Genomic DNA, 16,734 nt, shown 5'->3' on the forward strand with positions numbered 1-16,734 from the left:
CTCAGTGTTAATTGACGGGGGCGCTGTTCAACGTCACCCGCCGCTGTCATTTTATCGGTAGTTTTCGTTATTATGCCGCCATACCCAAACCGACAATATTTGCCGCCAGAATGATGACCAGACAACCAATACACAGCACAGTAACCGGCTTTCTGCTTGGGGATTTCCACTCTTTGAGTAACAGGCCCACAATGCCGCCACACAACACATAGAAGCTCATGTGCAGCATCCAGCTCATATAGTCATATTGCTGTGGGATTTTGGCGTGGCCCCAAGCATAGAAGAAGAATTGCAGATACCACATCAAACCACCTAAGGCTGAAAACAGAATATTAGTTATCAACAGTGGTTTGGCGATAGAGAAATCGGCTTTGACTGACAAGTTCTTGAGGCTGGCTAAACGGATAAAACAATAGCTCAGGTTGATAATTGCACCGCCGCCCATAATGATGACGTAGCTTGGCAGCGCCACATACAGCGAATTAATCCCTAATGCGCTGGCGGCTTCATGCATTGGTTTTGCCGCATCCATAGCAAATGACATTCCGGCTGAGAAAATACCGCACATCACGGCCAAAATCAGCCCTTTCTTCAGGCTGAACTCTTCTGCCTGAATGCCCATCACCCGTTCTTTCAGCAATCCCGCATAACTGACGATAGCGACCCCGATCACGGCCACCAATACACCGAGCAAGGTCATACGCCCGCCTGCAGTGCCGATCAGCACATCAAAGCGCCCTTGTAGGACAGGTGTCATTAATGTGCCAATAATCAATGTGATACCGATGGCAATCCCGATCCCCATTGACATGCCGAGGTAACGCATAGTCAGGCCGTAGTTAATATTGCCAATCCCCCACATGGCACCGAACAGAAATACCGGCAGCAGGGTAGCTATACTAAAGGAGCCATAATATTGCCAAAAATCAGGCAGCAACAGATAACTGACGGTCCACGGCAGGATAAGCCATGACACCAGACCCCCAATGGACCACATGGTTTCCCATGACCATTTTTTAACTTTTTTAAACGGCGCGTAGAAGCACGCAGCACTAGCCGCGCCCACCAGATGCCAAATTATTCCCAATATAATCTCATTATTCATCTTATTATCCTTCGTTGTAATGGTGCGGCCAGGTGCAGAACCAGAGGAGCGCACAAGCCGCTGATGACGAAGGAGTCTAAATAGTGTGCAATCTTGTCACCTTCGGCTGACTGCCTTAAAACAAGGAAAACTGGCAAAATTCAGTAGGTGATAATGATAACGATCACAGAATGGAATACTGGTGGTTGGCTGTTTACTGGCGGCAGAGAGTCGCTGCGCTGGGTCATGAATTTTTGATGCGAGGGAAATCAGAGTGTTCGAATGGAGGATTAAGCGGCTCATTTTCACCCGAGGATATCAATATGAGTGAAAACCCTCAAGGGGGCTGCGCAAGAAGTGCCCCCATTTTACTGGAATAACGCACTTATTTAACCTTTGCTGCACGAGGCTTGGTTGAAACTCAGACAACTCTTGAGCCTCTATTGCGTGCGGTGCGGATGTACTGAAATATCCTGATTGAAAGGCCTGCAACCGCAGGCCTTTTATCCCTCATATTTGAAGCTGCCTCAGTGTTGGCTGTTCTCACGGGCCACCTTGATGCAACGACAATTATGTGGGCATAACATTGGCACGGATAACCGCAATTACTTGGTCATTTTCTTATACTTGATACGGTGTGGTTCCAGCGCTTCGGCACCCAGAGTACGTTTCTTCCACTCTTCGTATTCAGTAAAGTTACCTTCGAAGAACACCACTTTGCCTTCATCCTGATAATCGATGATGTGGGTGGCAATTCGGTCAAGGAACCAACGGTCATGGGAAATAACCATGGCACAACCTGGGAACTCCAGCAGGGCGTTTTCCAGTGCGCGCAGGGTTTCGATGTCCAGATCATTGGTCGGTTCATCGAGCAGCAACATGTTGCCGCCAACCTGTAGCAATTTGGCCAGATGGATACGGCCGCGCTCACCACCGGACAGCTCACCCACCCGCTTACCTTGATCGATACCTTTAAAGTTGAAGCGGCCAACGTAGGCGCGGCTTGGAATTTCAAAGTTACCGATCTTCATGATGTCCTGGCCGCCGGAAACTTCTTCCCACACGGTTTTACTGCCATCCATGTTGTCACGGAACTGATCAACCGAGGCCAATTGCACGGTATCACCCAGCGAAATCGTGCCGGAATCGGGTTGTTCCTGACCAGATAACATGCGGAACAGGGTTGATTTACCGGCACCGTTCGGCCCGATGATCCCGACTATTGCGCCTTTTGGCAGCGCAAAGGTCAAATCGTCAATCAGCAGGCGATCGCCGTAAGACTTACTCAGATGCTCAACTTCCAGCACTTTGTCGCCCAAACGTGGGCCTGGTGGTATGAACAACTCACTGGTTTCGTTACGTTTTTGATACTCGACACTGTTAAGTTCTTCAAAGCGGGCCAGACGCGCTTTACCTTTCGCCTGACGGCCTTTCGGATTCTGACGAACCCACTCCAGCTCTTTCTCAATGGATTTACGACGTGCGGCTTCAGAAGAGGCTTCCAGTGCCAGACGAGCGTCTTTCTGCTCCAGCCATGAGGAGTAGTTGCCTTCCCACGGAATACCTTCACCACGGTCCAGCTCCAGAATCCAGCCCGCCACGTTATCGAGGAAATAACGGTCATGGGTGATGGCGACCACGGTACCTTCGTAGTCATGCAGGAAGCGCTCCAACCAGGCCACGGATTCGGCATCCAAGTGGTTAGTCGGTTCGTCCAGCAGCAGCATGTCTGGTTTTTCCAGCAGCAGGCGGCAAATTGCCACACGGCGGCGTTCACCGCCGGACAAATTGGCAATTTTGGCATCCCACGGTGGCAAACGCAGTGCATCCGCCGCTCGCTCTAACTGGTTATCCAGATTATGGCCGTCATGGGACTGGATAATGGCTTCCAGCTCACCTTGTTCTTTTGCCAATTTATCGAAATCAGCGTCCGGATCGGCATACAGCGCATAAACCTCGTCCAGACGGGTCAGCGCGTGTTTAACTTCGCCAACCGCCTCTTCAACCGACTCACGCACGGTTTGCTCAAGGTTTAACTTAGGCTCCTGCGGCAGATAGCCAATTTTGATGCCAGGCTGTGGACGAGCTTCGCCTTCAATATCGGTATCGATACCCGCCATGATGCGTAATAGGGTAGATTTACCGGAACCGTTCAGGCCCAGCACACCAATTTTTGCCCCTGGGAAGAAACTCAGGGAGATGTTTTTCAGAATATGTCGTTTCGGTGGAACTACTTTACCGACACGATGCATAGAATAGACGTATTGAGCCACGTTGCGTCTGCCTCTCTATATCAGTTTTTATAGGATGTCTGGTGCGGAGTGTAGCCCGTTTTACTATACCCGTCATCTTTCAAGTCACGGGTCTATTTAACCAATAAAAAAGCCCGACTTATTCGCCAGGCTTTAGTCACTATAGAGCCGTTATACTTCAAGTTGCATCTGCGTTGGCTGCCTTGGTTCGCCCCAGTCACTTGACTTTAGCCAGCGCTTGGGGATTCTCTTCGTTGCCACCTTTCTGTAACTCGAACTATTTAGGGTATAGATAATTACTCTCAGACAGGATTCGATGCGCGTTTAAAGCGACCGATAATCCATTTCTCAATTTCTACGATAATGAAAATCGCGATAGAAACTAACAGCGTGATGCCCCAGTAATAAGCCGGTAATGGCTCGGTACCGAATGCGGTATTCATAAACGGCAGATAGATGATGGCTAATTGGAGTACGACCAGTACACCAGAAACCAACCACAGTCCCTTGTTAACAAAGACTTCTTTGTTCAGTGGGAAGCGGTCCATCACTCGGCAGTTAAACATGTAAATCCACTGCGCAGTAACCAATGTTTGCATCAGCACAGTACGGATAAACTCAGTGCTATATCCGCGTGGCTCCATGTAGGCTTCTAGGGCGAAAGCACTGCACGCAATCAGGGTGCCGACAAACGCGATGCGCCAGATGGCATGGCCGTCTAACACATGTTTTGATGGGTCACGCGGGTTGCGGCGCATAATGCCTCTTTCTGCCGGCTCAAATGCTAAACCGAATGAAAGCGTGGTGGAGGTGGCCATGTTTATCCACAGGATTTGCAGTGGCGTTAACGGAATAACCGCGCCAACCAGAATAGCGAAGATGATTAACAGCCCTTGCGCCAGGTTGGTCGGTAACACAAACAGAATGGTTTTTTTCAGGTTGTCGTAAACCCGGCGGCCTTCTTCCACCGCACTGGCGATGGTGGCGAAGTTATCATCGGACAACACCATATCAGCAGCTTCTTTGGTGACCTCAGTGCCTTTGATCCCCATCGCGATACCGACATCGGCCTGTTTCAGCGCCGGAGCATCGTTCACGCCATCGCCGGTCATCCCGACAATTTCGCCTTTATCTTGCAATGCTTTCACCAGACGCAGTTTATGTTCCGGGCTGGTACGGGCGAAAATATCATAACGCACTGCCGCTTGTGCCAGTTCGTTATCGTCCATATGCTCTAGCTGGCCGCCGGTTATGGAGTCTTTACCATTACCTATCCCCAACATGGCACCAATCGCCATCGCGGTTTCCTGATGGTCGCCGGTGATCATCTTCACGCGAATACCGGCCTGTTGGCAGGTAGCAATGGCATCGATGGCTTCAGGACGTGGTGGGTCCATCATGCCAGCAATCCCCACAAACAGCATACCTTGCTGGATATCGCTGTGGTCTAACTCGCTGACCGGTTGTTCTGTTGGGCGGAAGGCCGCCGCCACCATGCGCAAGCCCTGCCTGGCGTAGCGGGCCATTTCGGCTTCCCAGTAATCACGGCGGAATGGCGCAACGCCGTTAGCTGTCAGTTCCTGTTGGCAGAAGGTGAACAACACATCCGGCGCGCCGGTCAGGAAGATGCTGTTATCCGATTGAACCTGATGGCTGGTGGCCATGTATTTATAGGCAGAATCAAAAGGAATTTTGCCGTGTTGAGTGACCTGACCCAAATCAATACCTGATTTCGCGGCCAGCACTTTCAACGCGCCTTCCGTTGGGCCACCCGTAATGGTCCAGTGACCTTGCTCGTTCTTCTGGATCTGGCTGTCATTACATAAATTCACCGCAGTGATGAAGGTCTTTAGCGTACCGTTGGTATCTAGCGAGGCTTGCTGGTCACTGCCTTCCGGATAGATATTGCCGACGGGTTCGTAACTTTCACCCTCAACGCGATAGCACTGGTCGGCCAGAATCACCGCTTTGACGGTCATTTCGTTCATCGTCAGTGTGCCGGTTTTATCGGAGCAGACAACCGTCATGGCACCTAAGGTTTCTACCGTTGGCAGCTTGCGAATAATCGCGCGGTTGCGCGCCATCGCTTGCACACCAAGGGAGAGGATGATCGAAATAATAGCCGGTAAGCCTTCTGGCACCGAGGCTACCGCCAGGCTTATCAAGGCCAGCAACAGCTCATTAACCGGCAGGTCGCGCAGGAGAAACGCGAAGACGAACAAGAAAGCCATCATCACCAGAATCAGGATGAAAATCGCTTTACCCAAGCGGTCCATCTGTTGCAACAGCGGGGTGCGCGTCGATTCAACCTCAGACATCATCTGGTTGATATGCCCCAGTTCGGTGTGACCACCGCTGGCGATAACCAGCCCTCTGGCGGTACCGGCACTGATAGTCGTGCCGGAAAACAGCAGGTTTTTGCGATCACCAATGACGGATTCATTCTCAATCACGCCGATTTGCTTCTCAACCACCGTGGACTCGCCGGTCAGGATAGCCTCTTCAATCTGAAGATTGTGCGCTTCCAATAACCGCAGGTCTGCTGGGATCTTATCGCCGGGCTTTAATGTGACGATATCTCCTGGCACCAAATTCTGTGCTTCTATGGTTTGCGCACTGCCGTCACGGATGACCACAGCTTTACTGGACAGCATATTCTGGATGCTTTTCAGCGACTTTTCGGCTTTATTTTCCTGAACATACCCAATTAATGCATTAATAACCGCAACACACAGGATGATGATGGTATCAACCGCGTGGCCCATCAGCCCTTTAACCAAGGCTGCCGCCAGCAGGATATAAATCAGAACATCATTAAAATGGGCTAAGAATTGCAGCAGTGGATGCTTACTTTTTTTGGCGGGTAGGGCGTTCGGCCCGTATTGTTTAAGGCGCTCTTTTGCCTCTTGTTGGCTTAATCCTTCTTCGCTGCTATTCAAATGCTGCAAAGATTCTTCCGCTGTAAGTTGATACCAGGCCTTACCCTCTGGGGGCGGGGAGGCAGATTTATGGTCTGATGAGTTTTGCATTGAAAGAGCCTTCTTAAAAATTAATAAATCTAAAATCTATCTATCCGTTTCATTGGTCGGTACGGCGCAGAGAAAATACATTTCTTCATTTTCTTGCGTGAAAAAACTCCGTGAAAAGTGTTTTCCTTAATTATTTGATTTTTATAAAAAAGCAAAGAAATATTTTGAAGGATATATTTAAAACAACATAGTTATATTAAGCAAGGATAGTAGGTTTTTATCAAAAGAGTGCCTTGATCTGAGATAATAAAATAGAAACATTTGGCAACATATTATGGGTAACCTTGTGAATAGTAAGTAGTTACAGAGCGAACTATTCTATAGGTAATCTTATGGGAAAGGACGAGTCGGCCGGACCGTTTGCGTGATAACACCGAATGATTAGATCTCCGCTCCTATTACCCAATGTAATTGCTGGCTATCAGGTGAAACTCTTCGTTAGTATGTTCTGCTGCCGGAACTAATGGGGCGTATGCTAATCAGAGGTTGCGGTAAGCAACATACTGACGGTGCAATTAAGTAAAGTGCAGTAGCCAACAACCAGTGAGGAAACAGTAAGTATGGACAAGTGGCGATATCTGGCGATTGGCGTGTGTTTGGTGACGACTTCAGGAGTAGCATCCGCTGACTCCCTTGATGCACAACGGCAGCGCTATCAGCAAGTTAAACAGGCGTGGGACAGTAATCAAATGGATACTGTGATGCAACTGATGCCGACGTTGCGTGATTATCCCCTGTACTCTTATCTGGAATATCGTCAGCTGACGCAAGACCTGAGTCAGGTAAGCGCGGCCCAAGTGAATGATTTTATGAGCCGCAACCCCACTTTGCCGCCAGCACGTTCACTGCCATCCCGTTTTGTTAATGAACTGGCCCGCCGTGAAGATTGGCGCGGATTGCTCACATTCAGCCCGCAGGCACCAAAACCGGTGGCCGCGCGGTGTAATTATTACTATGCCAAATGGGCTACTGGCGAGCAGCAAGTGGCTTGGGATGGTGCCAGCGAAATCTGGCTGAACGGTCAGGCATTACCGGGCAGTTGCGATAAATTATTCAGTGTCTGGCAGCAAGCCGGGCATCAGACGCCACTGTTAACATTGGCACGCATGAAGCTCGCGCTGAAAGAGGGCAATGCCAGTCTGGTGAGTTATTTACTCAAACAACTGCCAGCGGATTACCAAACGATGGGAACGGCACTGGCGAAATTGCAAAGTGATCCAACCAGCGTTGAGAGCTTTGCCCGTACCGTTGGGCCGACTGACTTCACCCGTTCCGCAACCACCATTGCTTTTACCCGTTTAGCGCGGCAGGACGTAGAAAACGCGCGGGCAATGATCTCCACATTGGCGCGGCTGCAAAAAATGAGTGACAGCGAGAAGCTTGAGCTGGAAGAAACGGTCGCCTGGCGTTTGATGGGCAATGATGCGACTTATGACCAAGCTAAGTGGCGCGATCAAGTGACTTTACGTAGCCATTCTACTCCATTGCTGGAGCGCCGTATCCGCATGTCGCTGGGTACGGGTGACCACCAAGGGTTAGCGGCGTGGTTGCCGCGTTTGCCCGCAGAGGCACAAAGTAAAGATGAGTGGCGCTACTGGCGTGCTTCTTTATTATTAGATCAAGGTAAGAAAGCCGAGGGCGAAGCCATTCTGCGCAGCCTGATGCAAGAGCGTGGCTTCTATCCGATGGTCGCCGCGCAAAAACTGGGTGTGCCGTACCCGATTAATGTTGAAGTCGCGACTAAACCGGATGCTTCGCTGGCGCAGCGCCCTGAAATTGCCCGAGTACGTGAGTTAATGTACTGGAATATGGATAATCTGGCGCGCAACGAGTGGAGTTATCTGGTGGCAAGCCGTAGCAAGCCTGAGCAGGAAGCACTGGCACGTTACGCCTTTAATCAGAAGTGGGCGGATCTCAGTGTTCAGGCAACCATTGTCGCTAAACTGTGGGATCATCTGGAAGAGCGCTTCCCGCTGGCCTGGCCGAAAGAGTTCCATCAGGCGACCGAAGGTAAGGGGATCACACCAAGCTATGCGATGGCGATTGCCCGTCAGGAAAGTGCGTGGAACCCAAAAGCACAGTCACCGGTTGGGGCGGCAGGGTTAATGCAAGTGATGCCACGCACCGCTGAACATACGGTAAAACTCAATAATATCGGTGGTTATGTCAATAGCAGCCAGTTACTTGATCCGGTAACCAATATACAGATTGGCACCAGTTATCTGGAAGAGGTTTATCAGCAGTTTGGCCGTAACCGTATCTTATCCAGTGCCGCCTACAATGCAGGCCCATCACGGGTTAATACTTGGTTGGGAAATAGCGGCGGGCAGGTGGATGCCGTAGCTTTTATCGAAAGTATCCCGTTCTCTGAAACCCGTGGCTATGTGAAAAACGTACTGGCTTACGATGCTTTTTATCGGCACTTTATGAATCGCCCAGCGAAGGTGCTGAGTGATGCTGAATGGCAAAGGCGCTACTGATTCCCTGTGGCCTTGACGCTGCGGCGGTGTTAGCGGCGCTCTCGCACCCGAATCACTTACTTATGTAAGCTCATCGGGATTTGCTCGCTTGCTGCCTTGCCGCAACGCCAATGACTTTGAGGATACGCCTTCGTCCCTGGCGTTGCCGGCTGTTGGCTGGTAGCTCGCAAACGCCAACTCTTTTGGGAATATCTGGCGTTATGGTATGCTCTCGTACTAGTTAAATAGTACCTTGGGTATATATGATGACAAAACGACGACTGACCGATGATCTACCGGCTGACGAAAAAAATATATCGGGTATCCCTAACCCGGTTGATCCTTCTCTCGCGCCAGATCCGGCGTTATCCGCTGAAGATAACCAGCATTGGTTGAGCTTCATTGCGCTACTGCAAAATGCCATTGCGCAAGATCTTCATTTACCGTTGCTGCAATTGATGTTGACGCCTGATGAACGCACTGCACTGGGGACACGGGTGCGAATTATTGAGGAGTTAATGCGCGGGGAGTTGAGCCAGCGTGAACTGAAAAACCAGTTAGGCGCAGGGATTGCGACCATCACTCGTGGCTCTAACAGTTTGAAGACGGCCCCACCGCAGCTTAAAAACTGGCTCGAGGCCCAACTATTGGCAGATAAAAAATAATCGGCCACCTTCCTGCACGTTGAAATCTATAGGGTATTGCTTGCGTGGCGGTGTTGGTAGATTTCATTGTGAAATGGCACCAGCGCCAACAGTAACGCTTGGTGGTAAACACAGGTGCGGGTTAATTTACCGTCGGTAAAGATGCCGATGGCACCGCCTTTCTGTTTTACATTTTCAATACCGGTTAAAACTGCCATTTCGTCGCCCAGCTCACGGCCTTGGTGAATCCCTTGCAATATAATGTCAGGCAGCATCAAGCTGGCAGAACGAGACTCACCTCGGCTCTGCAAGTGTTCAATTACCATCCATGCAAAGGTCATATTATCTTCAATGCCGGCTTCAATCCCAACCCAAAAATCTGCCTCAGGGCGAACCTGACGTGCATTGGCAACCCGCTGGCGGGCACCGGTGCGAGTTTCAGTGTTGCCGAGGGGTTGCAGAGGAACGCCGCTGTCGACATTGACACCTTCAATGCGATATTGACCCACGCCATAAACGTCGTCAAACGCGAGGCCAATAGCCTTAATCTTTGCAGGGTTGGTAGTTGCGGCAACAACATGGTACATAATGAGTCTCGCTACTCTTAATAATCTATTGAAATAGGCTTTGGGTTTATTTCACGCAGTATAACGGAAAAATGACATGTTACAGGTATATCTCGTGCGCCACGGCGAAACCGTCTGGAACGCAGCACGCCGCATTCAGGGCCAATCAGACAGCCCTCTGACTGATATCGGTATACGTCAGGCTCAGTTGGTCGCGCAACGGGTTCGTAGCCAGGGTATCACCCATATTATTAGCAGCGACCTTGGACGCACACAGCAGACGGCGAAAATCATTGCTGATGCCTGTGGGCTAACCATGCTGACAGACTCGCGCCTGCGTGAGCTGAATATGGGGGTGCTGGAAACGCGTCCGATTGAAAGCTTAACGTCAGAAGAAGAGCAATGGCGCAAGCAGATGGTCAATGGCACTGAAGGCGGGCGTATCCCGGAAGGTGAGTCGATGACTGAGCTGGGGGGGCGGATGCACGCGGCGCTGAATAGCTGCCTGGCGTTACCTGCCGGAAGTAAGCCATTGCTGGTGAGTCATGGTATGGCGTTGGGATGTCTGCTGAGTACCCTGCTTGGGTTACCCGCTCATGCTGAACGGCGTCTACGTTTGCGCAACTGCTCGCTGTCGCGGGTGGATTATCAGGAAAGCCCGTGGTTGGCCTCAGGCTGGGTGATTGAAAGTGCTGGCGATACCGCCCATTTGGATATGCCAGCACTTGATGAGTTACAGCGCTAACGCCGGACAGGAATAAGATACTCACATTTGAACAGGGTCGGAGGCCGTTCGACAGGGTTCCCCTGTGGGTAGAAACGTTCGATATCATAGCCACGTCGGCGAGTTAGCCCTAACTGCGGCAGGCAGGTGCCATACAGTGTCAGGATGAAGTTCTGTAGCCCTTCCAACGGCCCATCGTAGGTGAACTGCACATACTCGCCACCCTGTAAGATGACCGGTTGACCTTCCTGCACATTGCATGGAACATGCTGAGGCTCAATCGCTGTAGTGTAGAAAATCTCTTGCTCATCATCTTTCTCCTGATTGGGGCGTGAGTGATGTAAGCCGTAGAGTACGGGGGGCAAGTGATCGACATCACCGAGATATTGCTGCCAAAAATGTAGTCGGAATTCAGCACGATAGGTTGAAATTTGCTCAAGAGTACACGAATAGCTTTGAGTTATACCTATCAGATGCTGTTCAGGCAACGTCACAAATTCAGGTTGAGGTAAGGTATAAGCCCCCAACCGGATAGGTGGACAGATCCCCGCCGAATGCCAATCTTCAGCCCGACGATACAGTGCGGGCGTTTGCACAAACTGCTTTTTAAAAGCGCGGGTAAAAGTTTGCTGTGAATCAAAACGATATTGCAGGGCAATATCGAGAATAGGGCGGCTGGTTAAACGTAACGCTACGGCGGCTTTTGATAACCTTCTGGCACGGATATAAGCACCGATAGCATTCCCGGTGACTTCCTTGAACATACGTTGCAAATGCCATTTCGAATAGCCTGCTTTCGCAGCAACATTGTCCAGTGCCAAAGGCTGGTCTAAGTGACTTTCTAGCCAGCTAAGCAAATCACGAATGATACTGGCTTGATCCATAGATCTTCCTCGTAAAACGACCTAAATTTAGGGTATTAGTCATATGAAAAGAATAGCTCCGGCGCATAGTAGCAACTTTTTTTGCTCCCGACTGCTTAAGAATTTAGTGGTGCAGTGCGTTAAAAATAAGCCTAAGATTTATAAAAAGGCTTTTTAACAAATATTTTATTATTAGTACAAATAGTTAATGTTGAATCAGATTATTCAATGGAATGGAGTAAGTGTATGAAAAAAAGTTGGATATTCCTTGGTTGCTTGCTTTCTTTTGGGGCAATAACTGCCCATGCAGAGGAAATTGGCTCGGTAGATACCGTTTTTAAACTGCTAGGGCCTGATCATAAAATCGTGGTTGAAGCCTTCGATGACCCTGATGTTAAAAATGTAACTTGTTATATCAGCCGGGCTAAAACCGGGGGTATCAAAGGTGGTCTGGGGTTGGCGGAAGATACATCTGATGCTGCAATCTCTTGCCAGCAGGTCGGGCCGATTGAGTTAAATGACAAAATTAAGAATAAAAAATCTGACGGTACGGTGGTTTTCCAGAAGCGCACATCGTTGGTCTTCAAAAAGCTACAAGTGGTGCGTTTCTACGATCAGAAACGTAATACCTTGATCTACCTTACCTATTCAGACCGTGTGGTTGACGGCTCGCCAAAAAATGCGATCAGTGCTGTACCCATTATGCCGTGGCAATAGCATTATTTGGCTGAGAATGGGCAATAAAAAAGCCAGCATTTGCGTGCTGGCCTTTTATTGTCGATGTGTCAGTTCAGCGGCTTATTCTTCCAGGTCACCACAGAAACGATAGCCTTCACCGTGGATGGTGGCGATGATTTCTGGCGTATCAGGAGTAGACTCAAAATGCTTACGAATACGACGGATAGTCACGTCGACGGTGCGGTCATGAGGTTTTAGCTCACGGCCAGTCATTTTCTTCAGCAATTCGCCACGGGATTGGATTTTGCCCGGATTTTCACAGAAATGCAGCATGGCACGGAACTCACTACGTGGCAGTTTGTAATGTTCGCCAGTAGGGCTTATCAGTGAGCGGCTGTTGATATCCAGCTCCCAGCCATTGAATTTATAACTCTCAACCAGACGACGTTCTTCACCTACGCTGCCCAAGTTCATGGTGCGAGATAGCAGGTTGCGTGCGCGGATGGTCAATTCACGCGGATTGAAAGGTTTGGTGATGTAGTCATCGGCACCAATTTCCAAGCCAAGGATCTTATCTACTTCATTATCACGACCGGTCAGGAACATTAGGGCAACACTTGCTTGTTCACGAAGTTCTCGTGCCAGCAGCAGGCCATTTTTACCCGGCAGATTGATGTCCATGATAACTAAGTTGATATCATTCTCAGACAGAATGTGGTGCATTTCTGCGCCATCATTGGCCTCATGAACAACATAGCCTTCCGCCTCGAAAATGCTCTTCAGGGTGTTACGAGTAACTATCTCGTCTTCTACGATCAGAATGTGCGGGGTCTGCATGTTTGCTACCTAAAATTGCCAACAAAATAGAAATAGGAAGTACAGAAGTCTTTGTTATATTAGGATTTTTATTGACTAGTTACTCGTCATCCCGTTCATCACATGACTAAAGTACGTAAACGCGTTCTTGATGTACTTTCCATCAACGTCAACAACATCACTAGCTTGGTCGGGGTGTTACTCCCTACAGCCCCAAAGGTGACAAAAGCGGCGCATATCCTAACCCTATTAACAGCAATATAACAGTGTGAGCCGAATCTACCACCCAACAAAACTACGCTTTGTTGACATATATCAAATTCAATTGTAGCACGTTAACACTTTTGTGAAAAAGACTTACAAGAATACCAGCTTAAGCGATAGTTGGTTAAATTATGTGATCGATTCAGTGTTATTAATATTAAAAATTAAGCATTAGGCGTAACAAAAAAAAGATTTTTCTAATCTATTGATTTTTATTGTTTAAAATCAATATTCTTTCACCGCCGCCGCCGTCACCCTCTTTTCCTTCTCAGCCGTCTATTTCAGCTAAAAGCATAAGAAGAATTATTGTTGATGTTATGGAAATGTAAAGACATTTGCCAGATGTTTACTTATTGTTGCTTTTTTAACCACGAGAACATAAAAAGAGCGAACAGGTGACAATTATCCGTTAACTCAGATTGCGCGATAGTTTGATATTTTCCGACTCTCGGGGGCATTTCTGTCAAAAAGTTGAAAAAAAATCCATAAGTGCATTGTTCTGAATAAGTGTTGTTTTTTAGGGTTATTCTCTGGTTTTTGGCGTTTGTTTTGTAATGTGATTGCTGACAATTCCTCTTTTATTAGAGGATTTCCCGAAATGGGTTAGCTTGTTCTCATCGTTTTACCGGTGAAAAAATTTGACTTGAGGGGGCGATTGCTTTAACCAATAGAGGGACAGCTTTATTTATGAGACAGACAGAAGACATGCGATACATCAGCCTGAATACAACAATTATTACCACCACCGAAACCACAGGTTACGGGGCGGGCTGACGCGTACAGGAAACAACAGAAAAAAGCCCGCACCTAGACAGTGCGGGCTTTTTTTTTAAATCAAATATTTGCAACAAAGTTTGCGATAAAAATAGCGCGAAAGCGGGAGAGAATAAGAAATGCGAGTGCTGAAATTTGGCGGGACCTCAGTTGCAAATGCAGAACGCTTTATGCGTGTTGCCGATATCATTGAAAGTAATGCGCGTCAGGGACAAGTCGCTACGGTGCTATCCGCTCCCGCTAAAATTACCAATCACTTGGTGGCGATGATCGACAAAATGGTTGCCGGACAAGATATCTCGCCGAATATCAGTGATGCCGAGCGGATTTTCGCCGAGTTATTGCGTGGCTTGGCTGATGCGCAACCGGGCTTTGACTATGCGCGTTTGAAAGACTTGGTAGGGCATGAGGTTGCGCAGCTCAAGCAACTGTTGCACGGAATTTCACTGCTGGGGCAGTGTCCTGATAGCATCAATGCCGCTATCATCTGCCGTGGTGAGAAGCTCTCTATCGCCATTATGGAAGCGGTATTTCAGGCGAAAGGCTATCCGGTGACCGTGATTAATCCGGTAGAGAAACTGCTGGCCCAGGGGCACTATCTCGAATCCACCGTAGATATCACTGAATCGACCCGCCGTATCGGTTCCAGCGGCATTCCGGCTGACCATATTATCTTGATGGCGGGCTTCACTGCCGGTAATGATAAAGGTGAGCTGGTGGTGTTGGGGCGTAATGGGTCTGATTACTCCGCCGCGGTGTTGGCTGCCTGTTTGCGTGCTGACTGTTGTGAGATCTGGACTGATGTGGACGGGGTTTATACTTGTGATCCACGCGTGGTACCTGATGCCCGATTATTAAAATCGATGTCATATCAGGAAGCGATGGAGCTTTCCTATTTTGGCGCTTCGGTTCTCCACCCCCGCACTATCGCTCCTATCGCCCAATTCCACATCCCTTGCCTGATAAAAAACACCTCTAACCCACAAGCGCCCGGCACGCTGATTGGCGGCGAAAGCAGCGACGACGGTTTCCCGGTAAAAGGGATTACCAACCTGAATAATATGGCGATGATCAATGTTTCCGGGCCGGGCATGAAAGGCATGGTCGGGATGGCCGCCCGCGTTTTTGCCGTAATGTCGCGCAGCGGTATCTCGGTGGTGCTGATAACCCAGTCCTCTTCTGAATACAGCATCAGCTTCTGTGTACCGCAAGGGGAGTTGTTACGTGCCAGAAGAGCCTTGGATGAAGAGTTTTATCTGGAACTCAAAGACGGCGTACTGGAGCCGTTGGATGTGATTGAACATTTGGCGATTATTTCGGTGGTCGGCGACGGTATGCGCACTTTACGCGGCATTTCGGCTCGCTTCTTCTCGGCGCTGGCTCGTGCCAATATCAATATTATTGCCATTGCCCAAGGCTCCTCTGAGCGCTCTATTTCGGTGGTGGTCAGTAACGATGCGGTCACTACCGGCGTGCGGGTCTGCCATCAGATGTTGTTTAACACCGATCAAGTGATTGAAGTGTTTGTTATCGGCGTCGGTGGCGTTGGTGGGGCATTGATCGAACAAATCTATCGTCAGCAGCCGTGGTTGAAACAGCGCCATATCGATTTGCGCGTTTGTGGTATCGCCAACTCTAAAGCGATGCTGACTAATGTCCACGGCATTGCCTTGGATAACTGGCGTCAGGCGCTGGCTGAAGTGCAGGAGCCGTTTAACTTAAGCCGCCTGATCCGTTTGGTAAAAGAGTATCACTTGCTCAATCCGGTGATTGTCGACTGTACTTCCAGTCAGGCGGTGGCGGATCAATATGCCGACTTCCTGGCCGATGGCTTCCATGTCGTGACACCAAACAAGAAAGCCAACACCTCATCGATGAATTACTACCGTCAGATGCGTGCGGCAGCAGCGAAGTCATGTCGCAAATTCTTGTATGACACCAACGTGGGTGCGGGCCTGCCAGTGATTGAAAACTTACAGAATCTGCTTAATGCGGGTGACGAACTGATGCGTTTTTCTGGCATTCTGTCCGGGTCACTGTCCTTTATCTTCGGCAAGCTGGATGAAGGAATGACATTGTCGGAAGCCACTTTGCAAGCCAAGGCGATGGGATATACCGAACCTGACCCACGCGATGACCTCTCTGGCATGGATGTTGCGCGTAAATTGTTGATTCTGGCCCGTGAGGCAGGGTACAAACTTGAGCTGGCTGATATTGAAGTTGAATCAGTATTGCCAGCAGATTTTGATGCTTCAGACGATGTAGACAGCTTCCTGGCGCGCCTGCCATCACTGGATGCCGAATTTACTCGTTTGGTCGCGAATGCGGCGGAGCAGGGCAAAGTGCTGCGTTATGTTGGCGTCATCGAAGAGGGGCGCTGTCTCGTGCGAATGGATGCTGTGGATGGTAATGATCCGTTGTATAAAGTTAAAAATGGTGAGAATGCCTTGGCCTTCTATACCCACTATTATCAGCCGATTCCGTTGGTGTTACGCGGTTATGGTGCCGGTAATGACGTGACGGCTGCTGGGGTATTCGCCGATCTTTTACGCACATTATCATGGAAGTTGGGAGTTTAAAT

At 49.3% G+C, this 16,734-nt stretch carries 13 protein-coding genes and 1 other annotated feature; of the genes, 7 read left to right on the forward strand and 6 right to left on the reverse strand.

Going from position 1 to position 16,734, the window contains the following annotated elements; all coding sequences use genetic code 11:
* Positions 1-70 precede the first annotated feature (70 nt).
* From rhaT to AT01_RS15315, 3 genes are all read right to left on the reverse strand, one after another.
* A complete protein-coding gene (rhaT, locus tag AT01_RS15305; RefSeq protein ID WP_042547746.1) occupies positions 71-1,105 on the reverse strand; it encodes an L-rhamnose/proton symporter RhaT in 1,035 nt (344 codons plus the stop codon).
* A 584-nt stretch (positions 1,106-1,689) separates the two neighbouring features.
* The gene (ettA, locus tag AT01_RS15310) at positions 1,690-3,357 is read right to left on the reverse strand and encodes an energy-dependent translational throttle protein EttA (protein ID WP_042547747.1); all 1,668 of its coding nucleotides are present in this window, start codon (positions 3,355-3,357) and stop codon (positions 1,690-1,692) included.
* A 281-nt stretch (positions 3,358-3,638) separates the two neighbouring features.
* A complete protein-coding gene (locus AT01_RS15315) occupies positions 3,639-6,365 on the reverse strand; it encodes a cation-transporting P-type ATPase (RefSeq protein ID WP_042547748.1) in 2,727 nt (908 codons plus the stop codon).
* A 560-nt stretch (positions 6,366-6,925) separates the two neighbouring features.
* Here AT01_RS15315 and sltY point away from each other — a divergent pair.
* Positions 6,926-8,845, forward strand: coding sequence for a murein transglycosylase (gene sltY / locus AT01_RS15320; protein WP_042547749.1), 1,920 nt, complete (start codon positions 6,926-6,928; stop codon positions 8,843-8,845).
* A 245-nt stretch (positions 8,846-9,090) separates the two neighbouring features.
* Positions 9,091-9,489, forward strand: a complete 399-nt coding sequence (gene trpR, locus AT01_RS15325) for a trp operon repressor (RefSeq protein ID WP_042547750.1) — start codon at positions 9,091-9,093, stop codon at positions 9,487-9,489.
* 26 nt (positions 9,490-9,515) lie between these two features.
* Here trpR and yjjX read toward each other — a convergent pair whose 3' ends face one another.
* On the reverse strand, positions 9,516-10,055 hold the full coding sequence (gene yjjX / locus AT01_RS15330; RefSeq protein WP_042547751.1) for an inosine/xanthosine triphosphatase: 540 nt from the start codon (positions 10,053-10,055) through the stop codon (positions 9,516-9,518).
* A gap of 76 nt (positions 10,056-10,131) precedes the next feature.
* On the opposite strand from yjjX, the gene gpmB reads away from it, so the two are divergent.
* Positions 10,132-10,779: a 2,3-diphosphoglycerate-dependent phosphoglycerate mutase GpmB gene (gpmB, locus tag AT01_RS15335; RefSeq protein WP_042547752.1), complete on the forward strand. Its 648-nt coding sequence runs from the start codon at positions 10,132-10,134 to the stop codon at positions 10,777-10,779.
* Here gpmB and robA read toward each other — a convergent pair.
* Positions 10,776-11,642: an MDR efflux pump AcrAB transcriptional activator RobA gene (gene robA / locus AT01_RS15340; protein ID WP_042547753.1), complete on the reverse strand. Its 867-nt coding sequence runs from the start codon at positions 11,640-11,642 to the stop codon at positions 10,776-10,778. The genes gpmB and robA overlap by 4 nt on opposite strands.
* A gap of 225 nt (positions 11,643-11,867) precedes the next feature.
* Between robA and creA the strand changes: the two genes are divergently transcribed.
* Positions 11,868-12,338, forward strand: coding sequence for a protein CreA (creA, locus tag AT01_RS15345; RefSeq protein WP_004702712.1), 471 nt, complete (start codon positions 11,868-11,870; stop codon positions 12,336-12,338).
* Positions 12,339-12,419: 81 nt separating this feature from the next.
* Here creA and arcA read toward each other — a convergent pair whose 3' ends face one another.
* Positions 12,420-13,136, reverse strand: coding sequence for a two-component system response regulator ArcA (arcA, locus tag AT01_RS15350; RefSeq protein ID WP_004702713.1), 717 nt, complete (start codon positions 13,134-13,136; stop codon positions 12,420-12,422).
* Positions 13,137-13,238: 102 nt separating this feature from the next.
* Here arcA and yjjY point away from each other — a divergent pair, with 102 nt between their 5' ends.
* The 3 genes from yjjY (at position 13,239) to thrA (ending at position 16,732) form a co-directional block, all read left to right on the forward strand.
* Positions 13,239-13,379 (forward strand): YjjY family protein, encoded by a 141-nt coding sequence (yjjY, locus tag AT01_RS22665; protein ID WP_004702715.1) that lies wholly within the window; start codon positions 13,239-13,241, stop codon positions 13,377-13,379.
* Positions 13,380-14,084: 705 nt separating this feature from the next.
* On the forward strand, positions 14,085-14,153 hold the full coding sequence (gene thrL, locus AT01_RS21000) for a thr operon leader peptide (protein ID WP_002231504.1): 69 nt from the start codon (positions 14,085-14,087) through the stop codon (positions 14,151-14,153).
* Positions 14,092-14,210, forward strand: a sequence feature (Thr leader region). (Overlaps the previous gene by 62 nt.)
* 62 nt (positions 14,211-14,272) lie before the next feature.
* Positions 14,273-16,732, forward strand: a complete 2,460-nt coding sequence (thrA, locus tag AT01_RS15360) for a bifunctional aspartate kinase/homoserine dehydrogenase I (protein WP_042547754.1) — start codon at positions 14,273-14,275, stop codon at positions 16,730-16,732.
* Positions 16,733-16,734 lie beyond the last annotated feature (2 nt).

Source organism: Yersinia aldovae 670-83 (genome assembly GCF_000834395.1).
GTDB classification, from domain to species: domain Bacteria; phylum Pseudomonadota; class Gammaproteobacteria; order Enterobacterales; family Enterobacteriaceae; genus Yersinia; species Yersinia aldovae.

Excerpts from the sequence above, each read along its gene's own strand:
- AT01_RS15315 (WP_042547748.1), bottom strand. The coding sequence starts at position 6,365 with ATGCAAAACTCATCAGACCATAAATCTGCCTCCCCGCCCCCAGAGGGT.
- robA (WP_042547753.1), bottom strand. The coding sequence starts at position 11,642 with ATGGATCAAGCCAGTATCATTCGTGATTTGCTTAGCTGGCTAGAAAGT.
- arcA (WP_004702713.1), bottom strand. The coding sequence starts at position 13,136 with ATGCAGACCCCGCACATTCTGATCGTAGAAGACGAGATAGTTACTCGT.
- trpR (WP_042547750.1), top strand. The coding sequence starts at position 9,091 with ATGACAAAACGACGACTGACCGATGATCTACCGGCTGACGAAAAAAAT.
- yjjY (WP_004702715.1), top strand. The coding sequence starts at position 13,239 with ATGACTAAAGTACGTAAACGCGTTCTTGATGTACTTTCCATCAACGTC.
- sltY (WP_042547749.1), top strand. The coding sequence starts at position 6,926 with ATGGACAAGTGGCGATATCTGGCGATTGGCGTGTGTTTGGTGACGACT.
- yjjX (WP_042547751.1), bottom strand. The coding sequence starts at position 10,055 with ATGTACCATGTTGTTGCCGCAACTACCAACCCTGCAAAGATTAAGGCT.
- rhaT (WP_042547746.1), bottom strand. The coding sequence starts at position 1,105 with ATGAATAATGAGATTATATTGGGAATAATTTGGCATCTGGTGGGCGCG.
- thrA (WP_042547754.1), top strand. The coding sequence starts at position 14,273 with ATGCGAGTGCTGAAATTTGGCGGGACCTCAGTTGCAAATGCAGAACGC.
- gpmB (WP_042547752.1), top strand. The coding sequence starts at position 10,132 with ATGTTACAGGTATATCTCGTGCGCCACGGCGAAACCGTCTGGAACGCA.
- creA (WP_004702712.1), top strand. The coding sequence starts at position 11,868 with ATGAAAAAAAGTTGGATATTCCTTGGTTGCTTGCTTTCTTTTGGGGCA.